We start from the raw sequence: 21,854 nt of genomic DNA, 5'->3' as shown, positions 1-21,854 counted from the left end.
AAACGCGATTCAGTCGTGTCTGCAGGCTTTTGCACGTATTGGGCAGTATGGCGCAAAGCCTGTTGCAGAATGGCTGTACGTATCGTCGCAGAGCGGTTGAGGGAAGTTCGGCGATGAGGCGGGAGGTGGGGAAGGGAGAGGCAGGGCCGCCGCCATGACGGCGGCCCTGTGGGGCATCAGAAGTTGTAGGTGACGCCGGCCTGCAGGCTGCGACTCTTCATGATGTAGTCGTAGGACACGGCGGTGTCGTCGCGCTTGCTGTTGGTCAGGTTGGTGATGCCCAGCGACAGTTCGGTGTCACGCAGTCCCGAATAGACCAGGCCGAGGTCGACCGTGTCGTAGCCGGATGAGCGTTCGCCGGTGCGCACGTACTGGCGCCCGGTGTACTGGTAGGCGAGGAAGGTCGACAGGTCGTTGCGTGGGTGCCAGTCCAGGCGACTGTTGAAGGTGCGCTTGGGCGTGAGGGTCAGTTCCTTGTCGGTTTCCCGGTCACGGGCATCCAGCACGGTCAGGTCCGCGCTGAGGCTGAGGCTGTCGTTCAGGTCGCGCCAGAGCGACATTTCCACGCCCCGCACGCGCGCTTCGTTGACGTTGCGATAGGTCAGGCGGGCACCGACCTGATTGTTCCAGGTGTCGGCCAGGATCATGTCCTCGATGTCGTTGTTGAACAGCGTCACGCCGCCGCCCCAGGCGTTGCCCTGGTAGAGCGTGGCGATTTCGTAGCTGGTGGCTGTTTCCGGGGTCAGGTTGGCATTGCCGGCCAGGCTGCACTTGGCACGGCAACTGGAAATGACGTAGTCGGGGTCGGACTGGGCGATGGTCGGCGCCTTGAACGCCTTGGAGACGCCGCCCTTAATCACCCAGTTTTGGGTGAGGTGATAGTTGAGGTAGGCGCGTGGACTGACCTTGTTGCCGTAGTGCTGGTGGTCGTCGAGGCGTGCGCCGAGGGTCAGGCTGAGGTCGCCGAGGGCGATTTCGTCCTGGGCATAGAGTGCGCTCTGGTGCACATCGACAGCGCCATTGGCGAGGTTCATGCCGTTGTCCAGGTAAGTGGTGCGGTATTCACCGCCGAAAGTCAGCGTATGCCGGCCGAGGTAGGCGGTGCCCTGGGCGTCGAAGGTCTGGTTGAGTTGTTCGATGTCGACTACGCGCAGGTTCAACTCGGAGTCGTCGCGCAGTTCGGAGCGCTCCAGGTAGTAGCGCACGCGGGTATCGAAATCCTGCCAGCGGGCGTTATGCCCGAGGCCGAAGGCGACCCGCTCCATCTCCTGGATATTGCGTGGCGTGGTTTTGTTGTTGTTCCAGTCGGCGGTGCGTTTGTCACGGCTGACGGAGAGGTCCGCGTCGATGTCCTGGCTATCGCTGAGCAGCCATTTCAGGTTGCCCAGCATGCCGACCTTGCCGCGCTCTTCCAGTGCATCCGAGTTGCGATTGACGCTCTCGCCGGTCTGCCAGGCGGAGCGGCGTATGCCTTCAAGGGAGACATTGCCGAGCAGCTTGCCATCGACCAGGGGGCCGCCCAGGTAGACGCCGGTCTTGCTGGTGTCGCCGCCCTTGCCCTCGGTCGGTGCGTCGAATTGCAGGCTGGCCGAGCCTTCGAAGGCATCTCCCGGCTGGCGCAGGATGACGTTGACCACGCCGCCCAGGGCATCGGCGCCATACAGCGACGACATGGCGCCGCGGATCACTTCGATGCGTTCGATGGCGGCGACCGGGATCGAGGACAGGTCGAAGTCGTTGGCATAGGCGGCGGTCAGTGCGTCGCGCGAGTTGACGCGGCGGCCGTTGACCAGCAGCAGGGTGTACTCGGCGTTCATGCCGCGGATCTTGATTTCATTGCGGCCATAGGTCGAACGCGCATTGATGTGCACGCCCGGCACCCGCTTGAGGATGTCGGAGAGGTCGTTGACCGGCTGGTCCTTGAACTGCTCGCGGGAGATCACGGTGACGCTGGCCGGGGCGCTCAGCTCGGTCTTTTCGGTCTGGCTGGCGGTGATCACCAGGTTGGAGTCGAGGACCATCCTGCCACCCGAGGGGGCGGCCACGGCGCTGCCGCAGAACAGCGTGATGGCGGCGGCGATCAGGGAGATGCGGTGTCTGGGAATGCTGTGCATGGGGCTTCCGAAGTGTGCAGTGTTGGGAGCGGCAACCGGACGGTTGCAGAACAGGCGTAATGAGGGAAAATGGCAGGCGTTTATAAAAGGAATTCTCATTCGCTTGTTTGTCGCAAATTTTGCCATGGGGGTTTTTGGCAAAGGTTTGCCCAAACAAGTAAAAGCTTTGATTCCACCAGTTTCGTCCCGCCAGGGAAGCGCGTGTGCGAGGGCATTTCACAGGCAAGCCATGCGACTGATGGCCTGGAGATACGATGAGCAGTGATGTCCGCCTGGTTCGCCAGTCACAGCTGGCCAGCCAGATCAGCCCGCGCCTGCAGGTAGTCAGGCGTGAAGCCGACATGGATGACCGCATGTTCGAGGGGCGCCTCGAATGGGTGTGCTTGCGCGAGGGGTTGTTCCTGCATTACTCCGATTGCCTGGAGCTCAACACCTTCCGCACCCACGCGCAGATACGCCCGTGCCTGAATGTGGTGCTGTTCCTCGAAGGCAATTGCTCGGTGCAGTACGGCTCGCAGCGTTTCGATTTCGGTCCCAGGCGCTGCAATAGCGGGCGCCTGCATAATGAAGTGGTGGCGGTCGCCCTGGCCGAGCCGGACCTGTTCGTGCGCGACTCGCGGCGTGGCGCCCATGTGCGCAAGGTGGTGGTGAGCCTGGCGCCGGAGTGGTTCGAGAGCGGTGGGTTGAGCGGCCTGGGCGGTTATCAGGAGGTGCTGGCGTTCAGTCGCCGGCACCTGGCCAATCTGGCCTGGAAGCCGTCGACCCGCCTGCTGGCGATGGCGGAGCAGATGCTTGGCTTGTCCTGCTACAACGGCCTGCTCGACCGTTTGCACCTGGAGAGTCGCAGCCTGGAGATCGCCGCCGAGGTGCTGGCGGTCATCGGCCAGCGTCAGGGTGATTCGGCCCGTGCGCTACGGCCCTGCGAGCAGTTGCGCATTCGCCGTGTGGTCGAGTTGCTGGACAGTGAGCCGGGCAGCCAGTGGACATTGGAGGCGATCGCGCGGGAGGTGGGTGTCAATGCCAATACCCTGCAAGTGCAGTTCAAGGCAGCACAGGGCATGACCATTTTCGAATACCTGCGCGGGCGCAAACTGCGCCTGGCGCGCGATGCGCTGGAGCGGCAGGACGTCAGCGTGGCACAGGCCGCCTGGCTGGCCGGCTACAGCAGTGCGGCGAACTTCGCCACGGCCTTCAAGCGCCAGTTCGGGCTGTCGCCGCGCCAGGTCCGCACCCGTCTGTAGCGGTAGCGGGCCGGGTGATCCCGGCCCGTTTCTACAGGGTCAGGCGTCGATTTCCACCAGCACTTCGCCGGGGGTGACGCGATCGCCCTTGGCCACGTGCACGGCCTTGACGGTGCCGGCGATGGGCGCCTGGACTTCGCTTTCCATCTTCATTGCCTCGGTGACCAGCACCGGTTGGCCCGCCTTGACGGTGTCGCCGACCTGGACCAGCACGTCGACGATGTTGCCCGGCATGCTGGTGCTGACGTCGCCCGGCGCGCTGGCCTGCTTGCGCTTGTCACCGGCACCGCCGACGAAGTCGTTGAGCGGCTCGACCACCACTTCTTCCGGCACGCCGTCGATGGAGATGTAGAAGTTGCGTTTGCCCTCTCCCTTGACGCCGACGCCGGTGATATCGACCCGGTAGCTCTCGCCGTGCACGTCGATGACGAACTCGGTCGCCACGCCCTGGCCGCTGGCCCCCTGGGATTGGCCGTCGGGGATGGGCAGCAGCGCTTCCGGAACCAGGGTGCCGGCCTCACGCTCTTCGAGGAACTTGCGCCCGATGTCGGGGAACATGGCGTAGGTCAGTACGTCCTCTTCCGATGTGGCCAGGCCGCCGATTTCCGCGCGCAGCTTGTCCAGTTCCGGCGGGATCAGGTCGGCCGGGCGCACGTCGATGATTTCCTCACCGCCAATGGCCTGCAGTTGCAGTTTCTTGTCGATGGTGCCCGGCGCCTTGCCGTAGCGGCCCTGCAAGTAGTACTTCACCTCATTGGTGATGGTCTTGTAGCGCTCGCCGGCGAGCACGTTGAACACCGCCTGGGTGCCGACGATCTGCGAAGTGGGGGTGACCAGCGGTGGGAAGCCGAGGTCTTCGCGCACCCGTGGGATTTCGGCGAACACTTCGTTGATGCGGTTCAGCGCGCCCTGTTCCTTCAACTGGTTGGCCAGGTTGGACATCATGCCGCCCGGCACCTGGTTGACCTGCACGCGGGTGTCCACGGAGGTGAATTCGCTTTCGAACTGGTGGTACTTCTTGCGGATGGCATAGAAGTACAGGCCGATCTCCTGGATCAGTTCCAGGTCCAGGCCGGTGTCGTATTCGGTGCCGCGCAGCGCCGCGACCATCGACTCGGTGCCGGGATGGCTGGTGCCCCAGGCGAAGCTGGAAATGGCCGTGTCGATGTGCCCGGCGCCATTCTCGATGGCCTTGAGCTGGCACATGCTGGCGACGCCGGCGGTGTCGTGGGAGTGGATGAACACCGGCAGGCCGATTTCCGCCTTCAGCGCGCGCACCAGGTCGCCGGTGGCGTAGGGGGTGAGCAGGCCGGCCATGTCCTTGATGGCGATGGAGTCGACACCCAGGTCGCGCATGGTCCGCGCCTGCTCCACAAAGGCTTCGATGGTGTGCACCGGGCTGGTGGTGTAGCAGATGGTGCCCTGGGCGTGCTTGCCGCTCTTCTTCACCGCGCGGATGGCGGTTTCCAGGTTACGCACGTCGTTCATGGCGTCGAAGATGCGGAACACATCGATGCCGTTCTCGGCGGCCTTGGCGACGAAGGCTTCCACCACGTCGTCGCTGTAGTGACGGTAGCCGAGCAGGTTCTGCCCGCGCAGCAGCATTTGCAGGCGGGTATTGGGCAGGGCTGCGCGCAGCTTGCGCAGGCGCTCCCACGGGTCTTCCTTGAGGAAGCGCACGCAGGCGTCGAAGGTGGCGCCGCCCCAGACTTCCAGCGACCAGTAGCCGACCTTGTCGAGCTTTTCGCAGATCGGCAGCATGTCTTCCAGGCGCATGCGGGTGGCGATCAGCGACTGGTGGGCGTCGCGCAGGATAGTGTCGGTGACGTGGATTTTCTTGCTCATCAAATCTCTCCTCTGCAGCTGCAAGCTCCAAGCTTCAAGCCACAAGAAGAAGCACAGACGCTCTCACTTGTAGCTTTTGGCTTGTAGCTTGCCGCTGCGTTATAGGCCGGCATGCGCGGCGATGGCGACGGCGATGGCCAGGGCCAGTTCGCCCGGCTTGCGTTTGATCGAGTAGTTCAGCAGTTGCGGGTGTTCGTCAACGAAGCTGGTGTTGAAGCGCCCGCTGCGGAAATCCGGATCGGCCAGGATCTGCTGGTAATAGGTGGCCGTGGTCTTGACCCCTTGCACGCGCATGTCGTCCAGCGCGCGGGAGCCCCGTGCCAGGGCTTCTTCCCAGGTCAGCGCCCAGACCACCAGCTTCAGGCACATGGAGTCGTAGTAGGGCGGAATGGTGTAGCCGGTGTAGATCGCCGTGTCGGTGCGCACGCCGGGGCCGCCGGGGGCGTAGTAGCGGGTGATCTTGCCGAAGCAGGGCAGGAAATTGTTGCGCGGGTCTTCGGCATTGATGCGGAACTGCAACGAGTAGCCACGGTACTGGATGTCTTCCTGTTTGACCGACAGCTCCAGACCGGAGGCGATACGGATCTGCTCGCGGACGATATCGATGCCGGTGATTTCCTCGGTGATGGTGTGTTCCACCTGCACCCGGGTGTTCATCTCCATGAAGTACACCTCGCCATCGGCGAGCAGGAACTCCACGGTGCCGGCGTTCTCGTAGCCCACTGCCTTGGCCGCACGCACCGCCAGGTCGCCGACGTAGGCGCGCTGTTCGGGGGTGAGCTGCGGGCTGGGGGCGATCTCGATGAGCTTCTGGTTGCGGCGCTGGATCGAGCAGTCACGCTCGAACAGGTGAACGGTATTGCCGAAGCTGTCGGCCAGTATCTGGGCTTCGATGTGCTTGGGATTGACGATGCATTTTTCCAGGAACACTTCGGCGGAGCCGAATGCCTTGGTCGCCTCGGAAATCACCCGTGGGTAGGCCTGTTCCAGTTCATCGCGGCTGTTGCAGCGCCGGATACCACGGCCGCCGCCGCCGGACGTGGCCTTGAGCATCACCGGGTAGCCGATGCGGTCGCCTTCGCGCAGCGCTTCGGCGAGGTCGGCGACGTTGCCTTCGGTGCCGGGGGTGACCGGTACGCCGGCCTTGATCATGCTGCGGCGTGCTTCGGTCTTGTCGCCCATGCGGCGGATCACTTCGGCGGACGGCCCGACGAAGCGGATGCCGCGCTCGGCGCAGATTTCCGCCAGCTCGGCGTTCTCGGAGAGGAATCCATAGCCGGGGTGCAGGGCGTCGCAACCGGTTTCCACCGCCAGGTTGACCAGCTTGCGCGGGTTCAGGTAGCCGGCCAGCGGGTCTTCACCGATGAAATGGGCTTCGTCGGCACGCTTGACGTGCAGGGCGTGGCGGTCTGCTTCGGAGTAGACGGCCACCGAGCGGACGTTCATCTCGGCGCAGGCACGCACGATACGAACGGCGATCTCTCCTCGGTTGGCGATCAGCAGCTTCTTGATCACGTTGTTGTCCTCGGATCAGTGAGCAGGTGACCCATGGATCGGGTCGGTGGTTCATGCGCCGGGTCGGCGTAAGGTTTTTTACCCTACTCCTGCTGGGGTGATTATCGAAAATGAATAATTGTTTGATTATGGATAAGTAAAAACTTATATATTCGCGCGAGCCGCGTGCCAAAAGGCCTCTGGCGCTCCGGGAAAGGGGGAGAGCAATGCGAAAAAGCCTGATGCGCATCACGTTGCGGCAGTTGCAGGTGTTTCGTGCGGTGTGCGAGAGCCGCTCCTACAGCCGTGCCGCCGAGGAGATGGCGCTGACCCAGCCGGCGGTCAGCCTGCAGATACGTCAACTGGAGGAGTTGATCGGCCAGCCGCTGTTCGAGTACGTGGCCAAGAAGCTCTACCTGACCGAGGCTGCCGAAGCCTTGCTGCGGGCCAGCGGGGATATCTTCGACCGCCTGGAAAACCTGGATATGCAGCTATCGGACTTGCAGGGCTCGCTACAGGGGCAGCTCGACCTGTGCGTGGAGTCCAGTGCGAAGTATTTCATTCCTCACCTGTTCGCCGCGTTTCGTCGCAAATACCCCGATGTCAGCCTCAATCTGGCAGTGGTCAACCATGCCCAGGCGGTGCGACGCTTGAGTCTGAGCCGCGACGACCTGCTGATCATGAGCCAGGTGCCGCAGGACATGGCGCTGGATTTCATGCCGTTCCTCAACAACCCGATCGTGGCCGTTGCGCCGCCGGGGCACCCGCTGTGCGCCAGGGCTGAACTGAGCCTGCAGGACCTGACGCCCTTTCCCTTGCTGGTGCGCGAGAAGGGCTCGGGCACGCGCCGCGCCTGCGAAGAGTATTGCCACCAGCAGCGGGCGCATTTCCCTCAGGTGCTGGAGATCGGCTCCCTGGATGCCCAGCGCGAGGCCGCGCTGGCTGGGCTCGGGCTGGCGCTGTTGCCCCGTCACTCGGTGTATCTGGAGCTGCGCCATGGCCTGCTGTGCGAACTGCCGGTCGCCGAGTTGCCATTGCTGCGTAGCTGGTGCGTCGTGCATGCGCGGGGCAAGCGCCTGAGCCCGGTGGCCCAGGCATTCTTCGGCTTCATCCGTGAGGAGCGGGCGCAGATCGGCGCGCTGGCTACGCGCTTTGCCGGTACGGCTCCCTCGCCGGAGGCAGGCATTCCATTGTGAAGAGATCGCCGAAGTCGCTGATCTCGCGGCTCAGGCGCTGCCGTTCGCAATAATCCTCGATGGCGCGGCGAAACTGCATGCGCTGCAGGTCTTCCTGCTGGCGGCGGGTGCGGCGGTCATGGGCGAATGTATGGGCTTGGCTGGTGGTCATGACGTGTTCTCCACAATGAAGAGCCTTCAATGTGGCGGCGGGGTATGACCGGTTGATGACAGGTTCTTTGCAGATCGGCGCGGCAATGCTGATCTTCGCTGCCGTTCGTCGCAAACCACCGGGTCAGACGGCTTTTCCAAGAACGGGGGCGCGGTCTTTACAGGCTGCTGTTGTCGAGTGGTATCGCGGTCATGACGTCAAAAATTTCTCCAGGCAATTTTTTGAGAGTAAATTGCAGCCTCTGGTAAGCCATGGCGTACATGAGGGGCCATGGTTTTTCACCTTCTCTTCATTTTCGAGTCTATTTCCAGTGAATATCCGTACGTCTTTGGCTGGCCTGTTGTTGTGCTGTGTGGCCGCAGCGTCTCCCGTTTCCATGGCGGCGCCCGCGCCGGTAACCCAGGAGCTGGCTTCCTCCAGCGCGCTGCTGGTGGACCTGAACAGTGGCAAGGTGCTCTACGCGAGCCAACCTGACCTGGTGGTGCCGATCGCTTCGGTAACCAAACTGATGACCGCGATGGTGGCGCTGGATGCCAAGCTGCCCCTCGATGAGCGCCTGCCGATCACCATCCGCGATGCCAAGGAGATGAAGGGCGTGTTCTCGCGGGTACGCATTGGCAGCGAGATCAGCCGCCGCGAGATGCTGATGCTGACATTGATGTCCTCCGAGAACCGTGCGGCGGCCAGCCTGGCCCACCATTACCCGGGTGGCTACGACGCCTTTATCGAGGCCATGAACGCCAAGGCGCGGGTGCTGGGCATGAGCCAGACGCGCTATGTAGAGCCGACCGGGCTGTCCAGTCGCAACGTTTCCACCGCCAATGACCTGGTCCGGTTGCTGCGGGCCTCGCGGCAATACCCGCTGCTGGAGCAACTCAGTACTTCCGACGACAAGACCGTAGCCTTCCGCAAGCCCAACTACACATTGGGTTTTCGCAACACCAATGGCCTGGTGCGCAAGGCCGGCTGGGATATCCAGTTGACCAAGACCGGTTTCACCAACGATGCCGGCCATTGCCTGGTGATGCGTACGGTCATGGACGGTAAGCCGGTGGCGTTCGTGGTACTGGATGCCTTTGGCAAGTACACCCATATGGCCGATGCCAGCCGCCTGAAGAAATGGCTGGAAAGCGGCAAGGCCACGCCGGTGGCCGCAGCGGCCCTGAGCTACAAGAAGCAGCGGCAGGCACTGCGGGCGCAACAAATGAGTGCTTCGGCTGGCAAGCTCGCGCAGTGACGGCGTGGTGTACGGCGAGGGGATTGTGCGAGTGCGCGGGTTGGCGCATTAATTGCCTGTCATGAGCCGTACCGCCGCATATTTTTCTTGATCTAAGCAGGTTTTTAGTTATTCACTAAAGAACTTATAACCTGTTCGTGATTGGCCGTGTATCGGCCAAGCGGCGTTGAACACGATTTCCCCATGCAGGTGCCGGAAGACGGCTCGACCATCAGCGATCCGTCTGGCCGAGCAGGATGTATGGGTATGCCGGCCCTGTCCGATGTGTTGCCTTTTCCACTTGAGGCGCCTTGAAAACCACGTGCCAGATGCCGGGTCACCGCGCCGCGCATGACCGCCAGAGGAAACCTGATGGAACACAATATCTCGCTTATCACCACTCTGGCCGGGGGCTTCGGCCTGGCGCTGATCTTCGGCTTCATCGCCGAGAAGCTGAAGTTGCCGGCGCTGATCGGCTACCTCTGTGCCGGCATCCTGCTGGGCCCGTCGACACCGGGTTTCGTCGCTGACATCGAGCTGGCTTCGCAGCTTTCCGAGATCGGCGTGATGCTGCTGATGTTCGGCGTCGGCCTGCACTTTTCCCTGAACGACCTGCTGGCGGTGAAGAAGATCGCCGTGCCCGGTGCCGTGGTGCAGATGGGGCTGGCGACCGTGCTGGGCCTGGGTATCGCCATGTGGTGGGGCTGGAGCTTCGGCGCGGGGCTGATCTTCGGACTTTCATTGTCCTGCGCCAGTACCGTGGTACTGCTCAAGGCGCTGGAATCGCGTGGCATCCTCGACTCGATGAATGGCCGTATCGCGGTCGGCTGGCTGGTGGTGGAAGACCTGGCGACCGTACTGGTGCTGGTCCTGCTGCCGCCGCTGGCCGGCGTGCTGGGCGGCACTGTGCAGCCGGAGGCCGCCGCGCATCCGTTGTGGTACACCCTGGGCAAGACGCTGTTGCTGGTGGCCGGTTTCATCGTGGTGATGCTGGTCGCGGGACGGCGCGTGCTGCCCTGGTTGCTGCTGCAGGTGGCCAAGACCGGCTCGCGCGAGCTGTTCACCCTGTCGGTGATCGCCGCCGCCATCAGCATCGCCTACGGCGCAGCCGCGTTGTTCCAGGTGTCCTTCGCGCTGGGGGCGTTCTTCGCCGGCATGGTGATGCGTGAGTCCGACCTCAGCCACCGCGCCGCCGAGGAATCCCTGCCGCTGCGTGATGCTTTCGCGGTGCTGTTCTTCGTCTCGGTCGGCATGCTGTTCGATCCCATGGTGCTGGTCGAGGAGCCGCTCCATGTGCTGGCGGTGGTCGGCATCATCGTGGTCGGCAAGACTGTGGCGGCGGCCGTGCTGGTGCTGGCGCTGCGCTATCCGCTGAATACCGCCCTGACCGTGGCGGCGAGTCTGGCGCAGATCGGCGAGTTCTCCTTCATCCTTGCCGGCCTGGGGCTGGCGCTGGGGCTGATGCCGCAGGAAGGCCTCAGCCTTGTACTGGCCGGCGCGCTAATTTCCATCGCGCTCAACCCGGCGGTATTCGGCCTGATCAAACCCTTCAAGGAGCTGGCGCTGCGCCGTTCCGCCTTCGCACGCAAACTGGAGCAGCGCGAAGACCACCTGGCCGTGCTGCCGATGAGCACCGAGCGCAAGTACCTGGAAGGCCAGGTCGTGGTGGTCGGTTATGGCCGTGTCGGCCGTCGTATCACCCGTACCCTGAGCGAGCGCAACATTCCCTTCGTGGTGGTCGAGCAGAACCGCGAGCGGGTGGAGCAGATTCGTGCCGAGGGCATCCCGGCGGTCAGTGGTGATTCGGCTGCGCCGGAAACCTTGATCCAGGCGCACATCGCCGATGCGGCGATGCTGGTGATCGCGACGCCCGATCCGATGAACGTGCTGCCCATGGTGGAAATCGCGCGGACGCTGAACCCGGATATCGAAGTGGTCATTCGTACCCACAGTCCTGATGCGGTGGAAATCTTCCGCAAGGAAGGCCTGGGCCAGGTGTTCTTCGACGAAGAGGAACTGGCGCGCGGTATGAAGGCGCACATCCTGTCTAAATTCGCCCCCGCCGAGGACGAGCCGCAACCGAATGGCCACGGTCATCACGGTTCGGCGGCCTGATCTCTATTAGGTATATGCCACGCGGTTGTGGCCTTGCCGTTGGATGCCCGTCGTTACTCTGAGGCGTAACGACGGTCCGTCGAGTCTCAGATCCAGCCCAGCCAGCGCCACCAGGTGGCGGCGAACAGCAGCATCAGCAGGTAGCCGGCCAGGGTCAGCCAGATACCGGTGCGCAGGAACTGCTTCGAGGTGAAGGTATCGGTGGCGATGCACACCATGTTCTGCGGCGCGTTGATCGGCAGCAGGAAGCCGAAGCTCATGACGAAGCCCAGCAGCATGCTCATGCCCAGCGGCTTGATATCGCCGCCCAGGTGCTGCAGCAGCGCGATCATGATCGGCAACATGGCCGAGGTCAGTGCGGTGGCGCTGGCAAAGCCCAGGTGGATGAGGATCAGGAACAGCCCGAGCACCGCGAACACCCAGAACGGCGACATGCCTTCCATGCCCAGGTGCGTCACCATCAGCTTGGCCAGCCAGCCGCCGGCGCCCGTGGCGAGCACGGCGGTGCCGAGGCTGATACCCACGCCGAAGACGATCACCGTGCCCCATGGGATGCGCGACTGCGCTTCTTTCCAGCCCATCACGCCGATGCCGGGCAGCATCAGCAGCGCCAGGCCGACCATGGTGGTGGAAGCAGTATCGAAGCTGTGCAGCTTGCCTTCGGTGGCCCAGAACGCCAGCAGGGTCAGGCTGATGGCCAGCAGGCGACGTTCGTTGCCGGTCATCGGGCCGAGTTCCGACAGCGCCTTGCGCACCGCTTCCTTGCCGCCTTCGATGCGGTCGGTTTCCGGCGGCATGACCTTGAGGATCACCCAGTAGAGGATGCCGGACATCACCAGGCTCCAGGGCGCCCCGGCGATCAGCCAGTCCATCCAGGTCACCGACTCGCCGAGCAGCTTCTGCATGAAGCCGACGCTCAGCAGGTTCTGCGCCGCCGAGGTCTGGATGCCGACGTTCCAGATGCTGGTGGCCTGGGCCACCAGGATCATGATGCCGCCGGCGAAGGCCGAGCGCTTGTCGACGCCGAAGGCGGCGATGATGCCCATCATGATCGGCACCAGGCAGGCGACCCGCGCCGTGGCGCTGGGCACGATGAAGCTGAGCAGGATGGTCACCACGGTGGCGCCGATCAGCACCCGGTGGGTGCTGGCGCCGACCTTGGACAGGGTGGCGAGGGCGATGCGCTTGTCCAGGCCGGTATGGGTCATGGCGGCGGCGATGAACAGCGCCGAGGCCACCAGCGCCAGGGCCGAGTTGGCGAAACCGGCCAGGCCCATGGCAAGGGCGTCCTTGGTGCCGATCAACTGGGTCGGATCGGCGATCTTCGGTGCGCTGCCGAGCAGGAACGCCATCAGCGCCATGATGATGATGGCACTGACTTCATAGGACACCGACTCGCTGATCCAGACGATCACCGCGAAGGCGAGGATCGCCAGCATGCGCTGGCCGGCCACTGGCAGATCGTTCTGCTCCGGCAGCAGCAGGATGGCAACCGCCGCCAGCAGGCCGACCAGCAGCCCCCAGGGCAGGCGCAGAGCAAGGGGTTTGACAGTTGTATTCATGGGTATGGCTCACGCAGGGCAAAAACTGACTCTAGCTCGTTATCGGGCCTGCACCATTGAGGCAGGTCAGCCATGAACCGCTCTGGCCTGCACCTTGGCGCCTTCCGGACGCTAGCCGAAGTAGATGATAGACGTATGAAGCCGGCTGTTCTTTCCTGCCTGGTGCGGATTCGTTCGGGGGGCTGTGCGTGCTGCAAGCAGTGGCAGGGGGAATGTGCCGTGCAATGGGCCGAACGCGGAGCTACATCACCGCGCAACGGTAGGTGGGTTGAGACGCCTGGTGGAGATACCCATCGACCTGTGATGGGTATCTCATGGCGATCAGACCTGCAGGTTCGGCTCGTCAGAGGATCGCGTCAAGGTGGCGGCTGCTGACAGGCCAAGCCCGCGTGGCCTCGTCAGAACCTGTAAGTGGCCGAGACCTGGAAGTTGCGTGGTGCGCCGTAAAAGGTTGTTGGCCAAGTGCTGATGTTCTGTCCAATGCTCTGGTAATACTTCTCGTCGAGAAGGTTGTTCAGTGCGAAGCGCAAATCCAGATGCTCAGAGGCTTTGTATGTGGTGATCAGGTCGATGACGCTGTAGTCCTCTTGTTCTACTTTCCAATTCTGTCCGGACGTCGTTCCTTCGTTGTAAACGGCGCTTTGATAATAGAAGCTCGCACCGACGCGCCAGCGGTTCAGTGCATTTGGCAGGTTATACATGGATGTAGCCTTGAACTGGTGGCGCGGGATGTCCGTATCGAACAGTTTTCCCTCGTTGGCAGTATTGGCATCTTTTTTATATTTCGCTTCAGCGAAGGCGTACCCAGCGGCAAGTTGCCAGGCTGGCGTGATGGCACCATTGAGTTCTATCTCGATGCCTTTGCTGCGGACCTTTCCTGCGGGCTCGTAGCATGTCGAGCTTGGGTAGACGTTGCACGTCGTGGGGTCATCCACTTCGCTGGAGCGGTTCTCCTGATCGATCAGAAATATCGCGATGCTGGCGTTCAGTGCGCCATCGAAGTATTCCCCTTTTATACCGACTTCGTAGTTCTTTCCTTCGATGGGGTCAATAAGCTGGCCACTGGTGTTCCGGTTGGACTGGGGCTGGAATATGTCCGTGTAGCTGGTATAGAGCGTATGGTTCTGATCCAGGTCGTAGAGAAGTCCGGCGTAGCGAGTAAGGTGTCGTGTCTCCTTGGCCTCGGTGATACTGATGTCGCCTTTCCAGTTGTAGAGATATTGGTAGTCATACCAATCGAGGCGTGTGCCCACTATCAGCTTCAGTTGATCGTTGAGGGTAAAACGCCCAGTGGCATAGAGGCCTTCCTGGGTCATGTCGCGGATGTCCATGAAGTCGTAGAGATTCACACTTGGCTTGGCCCAGGAGCCTGGATCGAACGAGTGGGGGTCGATGTCGGTTGCCACGGCGGTCGTCCCTGATCCGTGAGTATCGTAATCATTTTCTCTGTAGCTGTAGCCCAGTACGATTTCATGTGTCCTGTTTAACAGTTGGAAAGGACCATTGAGATAAATGTCGTAGCTGCTTTGGGTATCCTTGTACTGGCCACCTGATACGTTATAGCGGAGTGAGCCAAGGTTGTTGGCACGTCGTGCTGGATAGCCACCATAGTAATTCAGACTTGACCAACTCCTATTACCTGATACGCGCAAAGCCCAATCATTATCGAATCTGTATTGCAGTTCCAGATGCAATGTGTCCATCTCCTTGTCCCAGTATTCCCAGTTCGCCAGGAACGACGTCGATCTTGACAGATGAAGGTCACCTCCATTCACCGCGGTAGGTAATCCGCCTCCCCAGGCAACATTGTTGTTTTCGTTCTGATGGTTGTAACTCAAGGTCAGGGTTGTCGAATCGCTTATTTCCGCCTCGCCAATGGCATAGAACAGGCTGTGTTCCTTGCTGAGTTCGTCCTGGAATGAGTTACCGTCCTGATAGCTGGCAACGGCTCGGCCGCGCAACTTGCCGTTTTCAATGAGCGGTCCGGAAACATCGAGTTCACTGCGGTAATTGTCCCAACTTCCTGCGCTCAGGTTTATCGAAGACTGGAACTCGGCAGTCGGACGTTTACGTACAAGGTTTATTGCCGCAGAGGGGTTTCCAGTGCCCTGAATGAGGCCGTTGGCACCACGAACGATTTCTACACGGTCATACATGGCCAGATTGGCAGGGCTGATGGTATCGGTTGAATTCAGATCGATGGGTAAACCGTCATACATGATGTTGTCGACCGGGAAACCTCTGGCGTAGAGGTTGTAACGTTCCGCGCCGTTTTTCTGCATGTTCAGGCCGGGCGTTTTCATGGCGGCATCATTGATGGTGGATAGCCCTTGATCTTCGATCTGTTGTCTGGTGACGACGCTGACCGACTGTGGCGTTTCCCTGATCGACAGGTTCATCTTGGTCGCGGTGCTGGTGACGCCAGTGGTATAGCTGCCCGTACCTTCTGTCGTCGCGCTATTTCTCAACGACGAGCCGGTGATGCTGGTTGCCTCCAGCGTCATTGCCTTGTCGCGCACGATCAGGGTGAAGCTGCCGCTACCCAGTTCGACCGCTTGCAGGTTGCTGCCGCCCAGCAATTGTTGCAGGCCCTGTAGCACGCCGTGATTGCCTTGCAGGCCCGGGCTGCGCTGCTGGCTGGCGGCGCCGGGCTGGAAGGAGATGCTGCTGCCGGTGATGCTGGAGAAGCGTGCGATGGCCGCCTCCAGCGGGCCGGCGGGGATGTCGAAGTGGTACTGGGCGCTACTGTCCTGCGCCCAGGCGGAAGTGGTCAGGCTTGTGCCGAGGACAGTGACGCTCAGGGCGCCGATCAGGGCGAGGTGGATGGCGGCGGGCAGGCGCCGTTTGCTGGGGCTGTGGGCGTTCATGGATTCTCCAGGGGCCGGTTGGCGTTCTGGGCGCTGTATGCGCCTCTGACTACCAAGTCGAACGAGAATCGAAATCGACAACGCCCGGACCAACTATTTTCTGCCAGGCGGTGTTCATCGCCTTGCCGATTGCCTGGGTGCGGCTTCCACCCGGGTCCAGTAGCGACTGAAGCGGCGGACACGGATCGGCAGGGTGTGGCTCAGGTTGTCGAGCACGGTGTCGCTGTCCGCCAGCTGGAAGGCACCGGAAATCCTCAGGCCAGCCACGTCCGACGCATAACCCAGGTAGCCGGGGCGATGGCGCGACAACTCGTCGAGGAAGTCACCCAGGCGCCAGTCGCTGGCGATCAGTTGACCGTGTGTCCAGGCGTCGCTGTGGGCTGGAAGGGTTTCGACGGGCCGGGTGCCCTGGCGGTCGAAGTGCAGGCGCTGGCCGGCTTCGACGCGCATGGTGTGCTCGCTGTCGAGCGGGCGTGCTTCGACCGCATGCTGCAACACATCCAGGGTGGTCCGGCCATCTTCGCTGCGCACCAGGAAGCGCGTGCCCAGGGCGCGCAGCGTGCCCTGCGGGGTCTGCACGATAAAGGGGCGGCCCGCCGGGTCCGTGGCGGTTTCAACGCAGATTTCTCCGCTGTGCAAGTACAGCTCGCGCAGGCTGGCGCTGTAGCGCAGGTCCAGGGCGCTGGCGCTGTTCAGTTGCAGCAGGCTGCCATCTTCCAGGCGGCGTTGCAGGCGTTGGCCCACGTCGGTGTGCAGGTCGGCCAGGCGGCGTTGTATGGGCGAACTGTACAGGCCCAGGCTGGCGACACCGCCGGTGGTCAACAGCAAGGCCAGGACCTTGAGGGTGGCGCGGCGTTTTTCGCGGGCGTTGTCGAGGGCCGGGCGGGCCAGCGCTGGGGGCAGGTTGCCCAGCTTGGCCTGCAGCTTTTCCACGCGCGCCCAGGCCTGCCGGTGCCGTGGGTCGCTGAGCAGCCAGTGTTCGTGTGCCTCGCGAACCTGCGGGTCGGCGGGCTGCAGATAGAGATCCACATACCATTGCGCGGCGCTTTCCAGGGTTTCCAGGTCGGCGGCCATGTCAGTCTTCGACCAGCAGCAGGCAGCGGGCCATGGCGCGCACGAAGTGCTTGCGCACGGTGTTGGTGGAAATGCCCAGGTGCTGGCCGATGCCGACGAGGCTCATGCCGTCGAGCTGGGCCATGAGGAATATCTCGCGTCCGCGTGGCCCGAGTTCGTCGAGCATGCTGTCGATTTCCAGCAGTGTCTCGATGACCAGGCTGTGGGCTTCCGGCGAAGGCTGGAGCGCTTCCGGGCGACTGGCCAGGGCTTCCAGGTAGGCCTGCTCCAGTGCCCGCCGCCGGAATCGGTCGATCAGCAGGCTGCGGGCGATACTCGACAGGTAGGCGCGAGGCTCGCGCAATTCGCTGGCCTTGCGTCGCAGCAATACCTGCAGGAAGGTGTCGTGGGTCAGGTCCGCCGACTGCTCCGAACAGTCCAGGCGCTTGCGTATCCAGCCCCGTAGCCAGTCGTTGTGCTGTTCGTAGAGCTGGTGGAGGGCTCGCTGTTGCGAGGGATCGGACTGGGGCATGGGGCTCTGGGTCTGGCGATTCAATGATAATTAATATCACTGGCAGGCCTGGCCAGCAACTGAGCCTGTCTGTGGCTTGGAGTCCCCTGGTGAAGGCTCTTCATGGCTCGATCGCCAGGAAATCCCGTCATCCATGCGGCGGTGATCGCAATACCGTGCACCTGGGTCCCCGCCTTCGCGGGGACGGCGGCGGTGAAGTTACGATGGTGTTTCGGCGTTGGTAAGTGCTCTCCGTCTCCCGTCATTCCCGCGAAGGCGGGAATCCATGCGGTGGTGATCGCAATACCGGGGGCGACGTGTACATGATGCAGCGGTCGAGCGACTACATCATGTGGGGACCTTCAGTCCTGCCGTTTCAGTGTCTTGACCCCGTCGGCGGTGCCGAGCAGCAGCAGGTCGGCCGGGCGGGCTGCGAACAGGCCGTTGCAGACTACGCCGACGATGGCGTTGATCTGCGCTTCCAGCTCTGGCGCGAAGCCGATCGACAGGTTGTGCACGTCGAGGATGACGTTGCCATTGTCGGTCACCACGCCTTCGCGATAGACCGGGTCGCCGCCCAGTTTCACCAGTTGCCGGGCGACATGGCTGCGGGCCATGGGGATGACTTCCACCGGTAGCGCAAAGGCGCCGAGGCGTTCGACCAGCTTGCTGCCATCGGCGATGCAGATGAAGGTTTTGGCCACGGCGGCGACGATTTTCTCGCGGGTCAGCGCGGCACCGCCGCCCTTGATCAGTTCCAGGTGGGCGTTGGCCTCGTCGGCGCCGTCGACGTAGAACTCCAGTTCGCTCACCGAGTTCAGGTCGTAGACCGGGATGCCGTGTTTTTTCAGGCGCTGCGCCGTCGCTTCGGAACTGGCCACCGCACCGTCGAAGAAGCCCTTGTGCTGTGCCAGCAGGTCGATGAAGAAGTTGGCGGTCGAGCCGGTGCCGACGCCGACGATGCTCTTGTCATTCAGCAGCGGGCGGATATGGTCGACGGCGGCCTGGGCGACGGCCTGCTTGAGCTGGTCCTGGGTCATGGTGTGTCCGGTCAGGGGGATTTTGTCGGCGATTATAACCCCTGGCAGGCGTTTCATTGCGTCGCTGGTCCTGCTGTTTGCCGCGGAGTAGACTCGACGGCTTTCCGTGATTCGCCAAGACCCAGCCAATGCTCGAGAACTACGTCAAGAAAATCCTCACGTCCCGCGTCTATGACGTGGCCGAGGAAACCCCCCTGCAACCTGCCCGCCAATTGTCCGAGCGCCTGGGCAACCAGATTCTGCTCAAGCGCGAAGACCTGCAGCCGGTGTTCTCCTTCAAGATTCGCGGTGCTTACAACAAGCTGGCGCAATTGACTGCCGAAGAGCGGGCGCGGGGCATTGTCACGGCGTCGGCCGGCAACCATGCCCAGGGTGTTGCCCTGGCTGCGAAGCATCTCGGCATCAAGGCGACCATCGTCATGCCGCGCACCACGCCAGAGCTCAAGGTCCAGGGCGTGCGGGCACGGGGCGGCAAGGCCGTGCTGCATGGCGACGCCTTCCCCGAGGCGCTGGCGCATTCGTTGAAGCTGGTCGAAGAGAAGGGCTACGCCTATATCCACCCTTATGATGACCCCGACGTGATCGCCGGCCAGGGCACGGTGGCGATGGAGATCCTGCGCCAGCATCAGGGGCCGATCGACGCGATTTTCGTGCCGGTGGGCGGTGGTGGCCTGGTGGCGGGCATCGCCGCCTACGTCAAATACCTGCATCCGGAAACCCGGGTGATCGGGGTCGAGCCGGACGACTCCAACTGCCTGCAAGTGGCGCTGGCCAACGGCGAGCGGACCGTGCTGGAGCAGGTCGGCCTGTTCGCCGACGGGGTCGCCGTGGCGCAGATCGGCGAGCATACGTTCGAAGTCTGTCGCCGTTACGTCGATGAGGTGATCACGGTCAGTACCGACGAAATCTGCGCGGCGATCAAGGATATCTACGACGACACCCGCTCGATCACCGAGCCTGCCGGCGCGCTGGCCGTTGCCGGTATCAAGAAGTACGTGGCACGCGATGCCGTGCAGGGCCAGGTGCTGGTGGGCATCGACTCCGGGGCCAATATCAATTTCGATCGCCTGCGCCATGTCGCGGAGCGTTCCGAGCTGGGCGAGCGGCGCGAAGCGATCATCGCCGTGACCATCGCCGAGCAGCCCGGCAGCTTCAAGGCGTTCTGCGAGGCCATCGGCAAGCGGCAGATCACCGAGTTCAACTATCGCTACCACAGCGGCAAGGAGGCGAGCATCTTCGTTGGCGTGCAGACGCACCCGGAGAACGACCCGCGCGAAGCCTTGCTGGACAGCCTGCGGGAGCAGGGTTTTCCGGTACTCGACCTGACCGACAACGAGCTGGCCAAGCTGCATATCCGTCACATGGTGGGTGGGCATACGGCGCAGGTGAGCGATGAGCGGGTACTGCGTTTCGAGTTCCCGGAGCGCCCCGGTGCCTTGTTCAACTTCCTCAACAAGCTGGGCGGGCGCTGGAACATTTCCATGTTCCACTACCGCAACCACGGGGCGGCGGATGGTCGCGTAGTGGCGGGTCTGCAGGTGCCGGAAGACGAGCTGCCCCTGCTGACGGCGGCACTGGAAAAGATTGGTTACCGCTATTGGGATGAAACCGACAATCCAGCCTATAAGCTGTTCCTCGGTTAACCCTGCGATCACCCGGAGCGAATATGGAATATTACCTGGCAATCAGGATCTTTCACGGCATTGCTGGAGTCCTGCTGGCCCTGGGCGTGATCGCCCATATCCTGATGTTCTGGAAGGCGGTGCGTCGTGACGAGCCGGAGCTTCTGCAACGTCGCTTGCGGCGTACCCGGCTGGCCTCGTTGCCGGCGATGACGCTGGTGGCACTGGCGCTGCCGTTCAGTGGCTGGTGGATGGCGCACCTGGCGGGCTGGCCACTGGGGCAGCTCTGGCTGCTGCTGAGCAACCTGCTGTTCGTCCTGCTGATTCCGCTGGTGCTGTTGCTGGTGGGGCGCTTGAACGCCTGGGAGGCGCTGGGTACGGCTGTCGTACCGGCAGCCCTGCCGCGCACAACGACCCTTTATGCGGTGCTGATCGTACTGGTGTTGCTGGCGATCATGGGGCTGATGGGCGCCAAGCCGCTCTGATTGGAGGCTTCAACAGACTGCAAGAAAGAGCCCTGCAGGGCTTTTCTTGCAGGTTGCGCATCAGCGCAGGCTGATCACCTTCCAGCCGCGGCTGCGTGCCTCGGCTTCCAGCTTGGGATCGGGGTCGACCGCGACAGGGTGGCTGACACGGCCGAGCAGCGGCAGGTCGTTCCAGGAGTCGCTGTAGAAGTGACTGCCTTCGAGGTCATGCCCGTTTTCTTCCAGCCAGCGCTCCAGCCGGGTGACTTTTCCCGCCTGGAAGCAGGGGATGTCCGTCGCCCGCCCGGTGTAGCGGCCATCCCGTACTTCGCATTCGGTGGCCAGCAGAGTATCGACGCCCAGGCGAGCGGCGATGGGGCCGGTGATGAAGCGGTTGGTGGCCGTGATGATGACGACCTTGTCGCCCGCGTCCCGATGCTGGCGCAGCAGTGCCTCGCCCTGGGGCAGGATGATCGGCTCGATGCAGTCGCGCATGAAATCTCGGTGCCATGCGTCGAGCTGGTCGGGTTCGCTGCGCCCGAGGATTTCCTGGCAGAAGTTCTGGTAGGCCAGTACGTCCAGGCGTCCGGCCAGGTAATCCTGGTAGAAGGCATCGTTGCGGGCGCGGTATGCATCGGCATCGACGATACCGCGACGGCACAGGTAGTCGCCCCAGGCGTGGTCGCTGTCGCCGGCCAGAAGGGTATTGTCGAGATCGAATAGTGCCAGGTGCACGGCGGACTCCTCAGGTTGCATGGCGAAAGGGCGCAGCATAGCCGAAAGCCCTGCGCCGTTGCCGTTTCCAGGCAGCGCGCTTTCGGCTGGCGGCCTTTTTGTGGAACAATGCTGCGATATGCGTTCTTGAGGTTTTCTGCCGTGATCGACTCCGATGGTTTCCGCCCGAATGTCGGCATCATCCTGGCCAACGATGCCGGGCAGTTGCTCTGGGCGCGGAGGATAAATCAGGATGCCTGGCAGTTCCCGCAGGGGGGGATCAACACCCGCGAGACGCCCGAGGAAGCGCTGTTTCGCGAGCTCAACGAAGAAGTCGGGCTCGATCCGCAGGATGTGAAAGTACTTGCCTGCACACGGGGCTGGTTACGTTATCGTCTGCCGCAGCGGTTGGTGCGCACCCACAGCCAGCCGTTGTGCATCGGACAGAAACAGAAGTGGTTTCTGCTGCGTCTGCTCTGCGATGATCGACGGGTTCGCATGGACCTGACCGGCAAACCCGAGTTCGATGACTGGCGCTGGGTGAGTTACTGGTATCCGCTGGGGCAGGTCGTTACCTTCAAGCGCGAGGTCTATCGTCGCGCCTTAAAAGAATTGGCCCCGCGCATCTGAGGCGCGGGACGGACGGGAG

17 protein-coding genes are annotated in these 21,854 nt (G+C 62.6%); 7 read left to right on the top strand and 10 right to left on the bottom strand.

The genetic code is table 11. The annotated features are described in order from the left end of the window. Positions 1-176: 176 nt before the first annotated feature. Entirely contained in the window at positions 177-2,114 is a 1,938-nt protein-coding gene (locus HW090_RS09145) for a TonB-dependent receptor domain-containing protein (RefSeq protein WP_179113231.1), read from the bottom strand. A 254-nt stretch (positions 2,115-2,368) separates the two neighbouring features. Between HW090_RS09145 and HW090_RS09140 the strand changes: the two genes are divergently transcribed. Beyond that, on the top strand, positions 2,369-3,355 hold the full coding sequence (locus tag HW090_RS09140) for an AraC family transcriptional regulator (protein ID WP_179113230.1): 987 nt from the start codon (positions 2,369-2,371) through the stop codon (positions 3,353-3,355). 39 nt (positions 3,356-3,394) lie between these two features. On the opposite strand, the gene oadA is transcribed toward HW090_RS09140, so the two are convergent. Both oadA and HW090_RS09130 read right to left on the bottom strand, forming a co-directional pair. After that, positions 3,395-5,200 (bottom strand): sodium-extruding oxaloacetate decarboxylase subunit alpha, encoded by a 1,806-nt coding sequence (oadA, locus tag HW090_RS09135; RefSeq protein ID WP_179113229.1) that lies wholly within the window; start codon positions 5,198-5,200, stop codon positions 3,395-3,397. Between the two features lie 99 nt (positions 5,201-5,299). Next, positions 5,300-6,715: an acetyl-CoA carboxylase biotin carboxylase subunit gene (locus HW090_RS09130; RefSeq protein ID WP_179113228.1), complete on the bottom strand. Its 1,416-nt coding sequence runs from the start codon at positions 6,713-6,715 to the stop codon at positions 5,300-5,302. Positions 6,716-6,921: 206 nt separating this feature from the next. Here HW090_RS09130 and HW090_RS09125 point away from each other — a divergent pair, with 206 nt between their 5' ends. Continuing rightward, positions 6,922-7,890 carry a LysR family transcriptional regulator gene (locus tag HW090_RS09125; RefSeq protein WP_179113227.1) on the top strand — a complete coding sequence of 323 codons (969 nt, stop codon included), beginning with the start codon at positions 6,922-6,924 and terminating at the stop codon, positions 7,888-7,890. Here HW090_RS09125 and HW090_RS09120 read toward each other — a convergent pair. Then, positions 7,838-8,041 (bottom strand): PA3496 family putative envelope integrity protein, encoded by a 204-nt coding sequence (locus tag HW090_RS09120; RefSeq protein ID WP_179113226.1) that lies wholly within the window; start codon positions 8,039-8,041, stop codon positions 7,838-7,840. The two genes, HW090_RS09125 and HW090_RS09120, sit on opposite strands and share 53 nt — an antisense overlap. A gap of 310 nt (positions 8,042-8,351) precedes the next feature. Between HW090_RS09120 and pbpG the strand changes: the two genes are divergently transcribed. Both pbpG and ybaL read left to right on the top strand, forming a co-directional pair. Next, positions 8,352-9,278, top strand: a complete 927-nt coding sequence (gene pbpG / locus HW090_RS09115) for a D-alanyl-D-alanine endopeptidase (RefSeq protein WP_179113225.1) — start codon at positions 8,352-8,354, stop codon at positions 9,276-9,278. Between the two features lie 351 nt (positions 9,279-9,629). Continuing rightward, positions 9,630-11,372: a YbaL family putative K(+) efflux transporter gene (gene ybaL, locus HW090_RS09110; protein ID WP_179113224.1), complete on the top strand. Its 1,743-nt coding sequence runs from the start codon at positions 9,630-9,632 to the stop codon at positions 11,370-11,372. An 86-nt stretch (positions 11,373-11,458) separates the two neighbouring features. Here ybaL and HW090_RS09105 read toward each other — a convergent pair whose 3' ends face one another. The 5 genes from HW090_RS09105 to rpiA all read right to left on the bottom strand — a co-directional run bounded on the left by HW090_RS09105 (position 11,459) and on the right by rpiA (position 18,405). Next, on the bottom strand, positions 11,459-12,934 hold the full coding sequence (locus tag HW090_RS09105) for a DASS family sodium-coupled anion symporter (RefSeq protein WP_179113223.1): 1,476 nt from the start codon (positions 12,932-12,934) through the stop codon (positions 11,459-11,461). Positions 12,935-13,332: 398 nt separating this feature from the next. Next, positions 13,333-15,801, bottom strand: a complete 2,469-nt coding sequence (locus tag HW090_RS09100) for a TonB-dependent siderophore receptor (RefSeq protein WP_179113222.1) — start codon at positions 15,799-15,801, stop codon at positions 13,333-13,335. Positions 15,802-15,915: 114 nt separating this feature from the next. Next, entirely contained in the window at positions 15,916-16,875 is a 960-nt protein-coding gene (locus HW090_RS09095) for a FecR domain-containing protein (protein ID WP_179113221.1), read from the bottom strand. A gap of 1 nt (position 16,876) precedes the next feature. Beyond that, positions 16,877-17,386, bottom strand: a complete 510-nt coding sequence (locus HW090_RS09090; RefSeq protein WP_179113220.1) for a sigma-70 family RNA polymerase sigma factor — start codon at positions 17,384-17,386, stop codon at positions 16,877-16,879. A gap of 341 nt (positions 17,387-17,727) precedes the next feature. After that, positions 17,728-18,405: a ribose-5-phosphate isomerase RpiA gene (rpiA, locus tag HW090_RS09085; RefSeq protein WP_179114870.1), complete on the bottom strand. Its 678-nt coding sequence runs from the start codon at positions 18,403-18,405 to the stop codon at positions 17,728-17,730. Between the two features lie 128 nt (positions 18,406-18,533). Between rpiA and ilvA the strand changes: the two genes are divergently transcribed. Both ilvA and HW090_RS09075 read left to right on the top strand, forming a co-directional pair. Further along, the gene (gene ilvA / locus HW090_RS09080) at positions 18,534-20,048 is read left to right on the top strand and encodes a threonine ammonia-lyase, biosynthetic (RefSeq protein WP_179113219.1); all 1,515 of its coding nucleotides are present in this window, start codon (positions 18,534-18,536) and stop codon (positions 20,046-20,048) included. 23 nt (positions 20,049-20,071) lie between these two features. Continuing rightward, positions 20,072-20,512, top strand: coding sequence for a DUF2269 family protein (locus tag HW090_RS09075; RefSeq protein WP_179113218.1), 441 nt, complete (start codon positions 20,072-20,074; stop codon positions 20,510-20,512). Positions 20,513-20,572: 60 nt separating this feature from the next. On the opposite strand, the gene HW090_RS09070 is transcribed toward HW090_RS09075, so the two are convergent. Further along, positions 20,573-21,226 carry an HAD family phosphatase gene (locus HW090_RS09070; protein WP_179113217.1) on the bottom strand — a complete coding sequence of 218 codons (654 nt, stop codon included), beginning with the start codon at positions 21,224-21,226 and terminating at the stop codon, positions 20,573-20,575. A gap of 141 nt (positions 21,227-21,367) precedes the next feature. Here HW090_RS09070 and HW090_RS09065 point away from each other — a divergent pair, with 141 nt between their 5' ends. After that, entirely contained in the window at positions 21,368-21,835 is a 468-nt protein-coding gene (locus HW090_RS09065; protein ID WP_179113216.1) for an RNA pyrophosphohydrolase, read from the top strand. Positions 21,836-21,854: the final 19 nt, after the last annotated feature.

It is taken from the genome of Pseudomonas sp. ABC1 (assembly GCF_013395055.1).
In the GTDB taxonomy this organism is placed as follows: Bacteria; Pseudomonadota; Gammaproteobacteria; order Pseudomonadales; family Pseudomonadaceae; genus Stutzerimonas.
Note: the sequence above shows the minus strand (reverse complement) of the source record. Positions and strands in the feature narration are given on the sequence as shown.

Bases quoted from the DNA above. Each gene is read 5' to 3' on its own strand.
- HW090_RS09145 (WP_179113231.1), bottom strand. From the start codon at position 2,114: ATGCACAGCATTCCCAGACACCGCATCTCCCTGATCGCCGCCGCCATC.
- HW090_RS09140 (WP_179113230.1), top strand. From the start codon at position 2,369: ATGAGCAGTGATGTCCGCCTGGTTCGCCAGTCACAGCTGGCCAGCCAG.
- oadA (WP_179113229.1), bottom strand. From the start codon at position 5,200: ATGAGCAAGAAAATCCACGTCACCGACACTATCCTGCGCGACGCCCAC.
- HW090_RS09125 (WP_179113227.1), top strand. From the start codon at position 6,922: ATGCGAAAAAGCCTGATGCGCATCACGTTGCGGCAGTTGCAGGTGTTT.
- HW090_RS09120 (WP_179113226.1), bottom strand. From the start codon at position 8,041: ATGACCACCAGCCAAGCCCATACATTCGCCCATGACCGCCGCACCCGC.
- ybaL (WP_179113224.1), top strand. From the start codon at position 9,630: ATGGAACACAATATCTCGCTTATCACCACTCTGGCCGGGGGCTTCGGC.
- HW090_RS09105 (WP_179113223.1), bottom strand. From the start codon at position 12,934: ATGAATACAACTGTCAAACCCCTTGCTCTGCGCCTGCCCTGGGGGCTG.
- HW090_RS09100 (WP_179113222.1), bottom strand. From the start codon at position 15,801: ATGAACGCCCACAGCCCCAGCAAACGGCGCCTGCCCGCCGCCATCCAC.
- HW090_RS09095 (WP_179113221.1), bottom strand. From the start codon at position 16,875: ATGGCCGCCGACCTGGAAACCCTGGAAAGCGCCGCGCAATGGTATGTG.
- HW090_RS09090 (WP_179113220.1), bottom strand. From the start codon at position 17,386: ATGCCCCAGTCCGATCCCTCGCAACAGCGAGCCCTCCACCAGCTCTAC.
- rpiA (WP_179114870.1), bottom strand. From the start codon at position 18,405: ATGACCCAGGACCAGCTCAAGCAGGCCGTCGCCCAGGCCGCCGTCGAC.
- ilvA (WP_179113219.1), top strand. From the start codon at position 18,534: ATGCTCGAGAACTACGTCAAGAAAATCCTCACGTCCCGCGTCTATGAC.
- HW090_RS09075 (WP_179113218.1), top strand. From the start codon at position 20,072: ATGGAATATTACCTGGCAATCAGGATCTTTCACGGCATTGCTGGAGTC.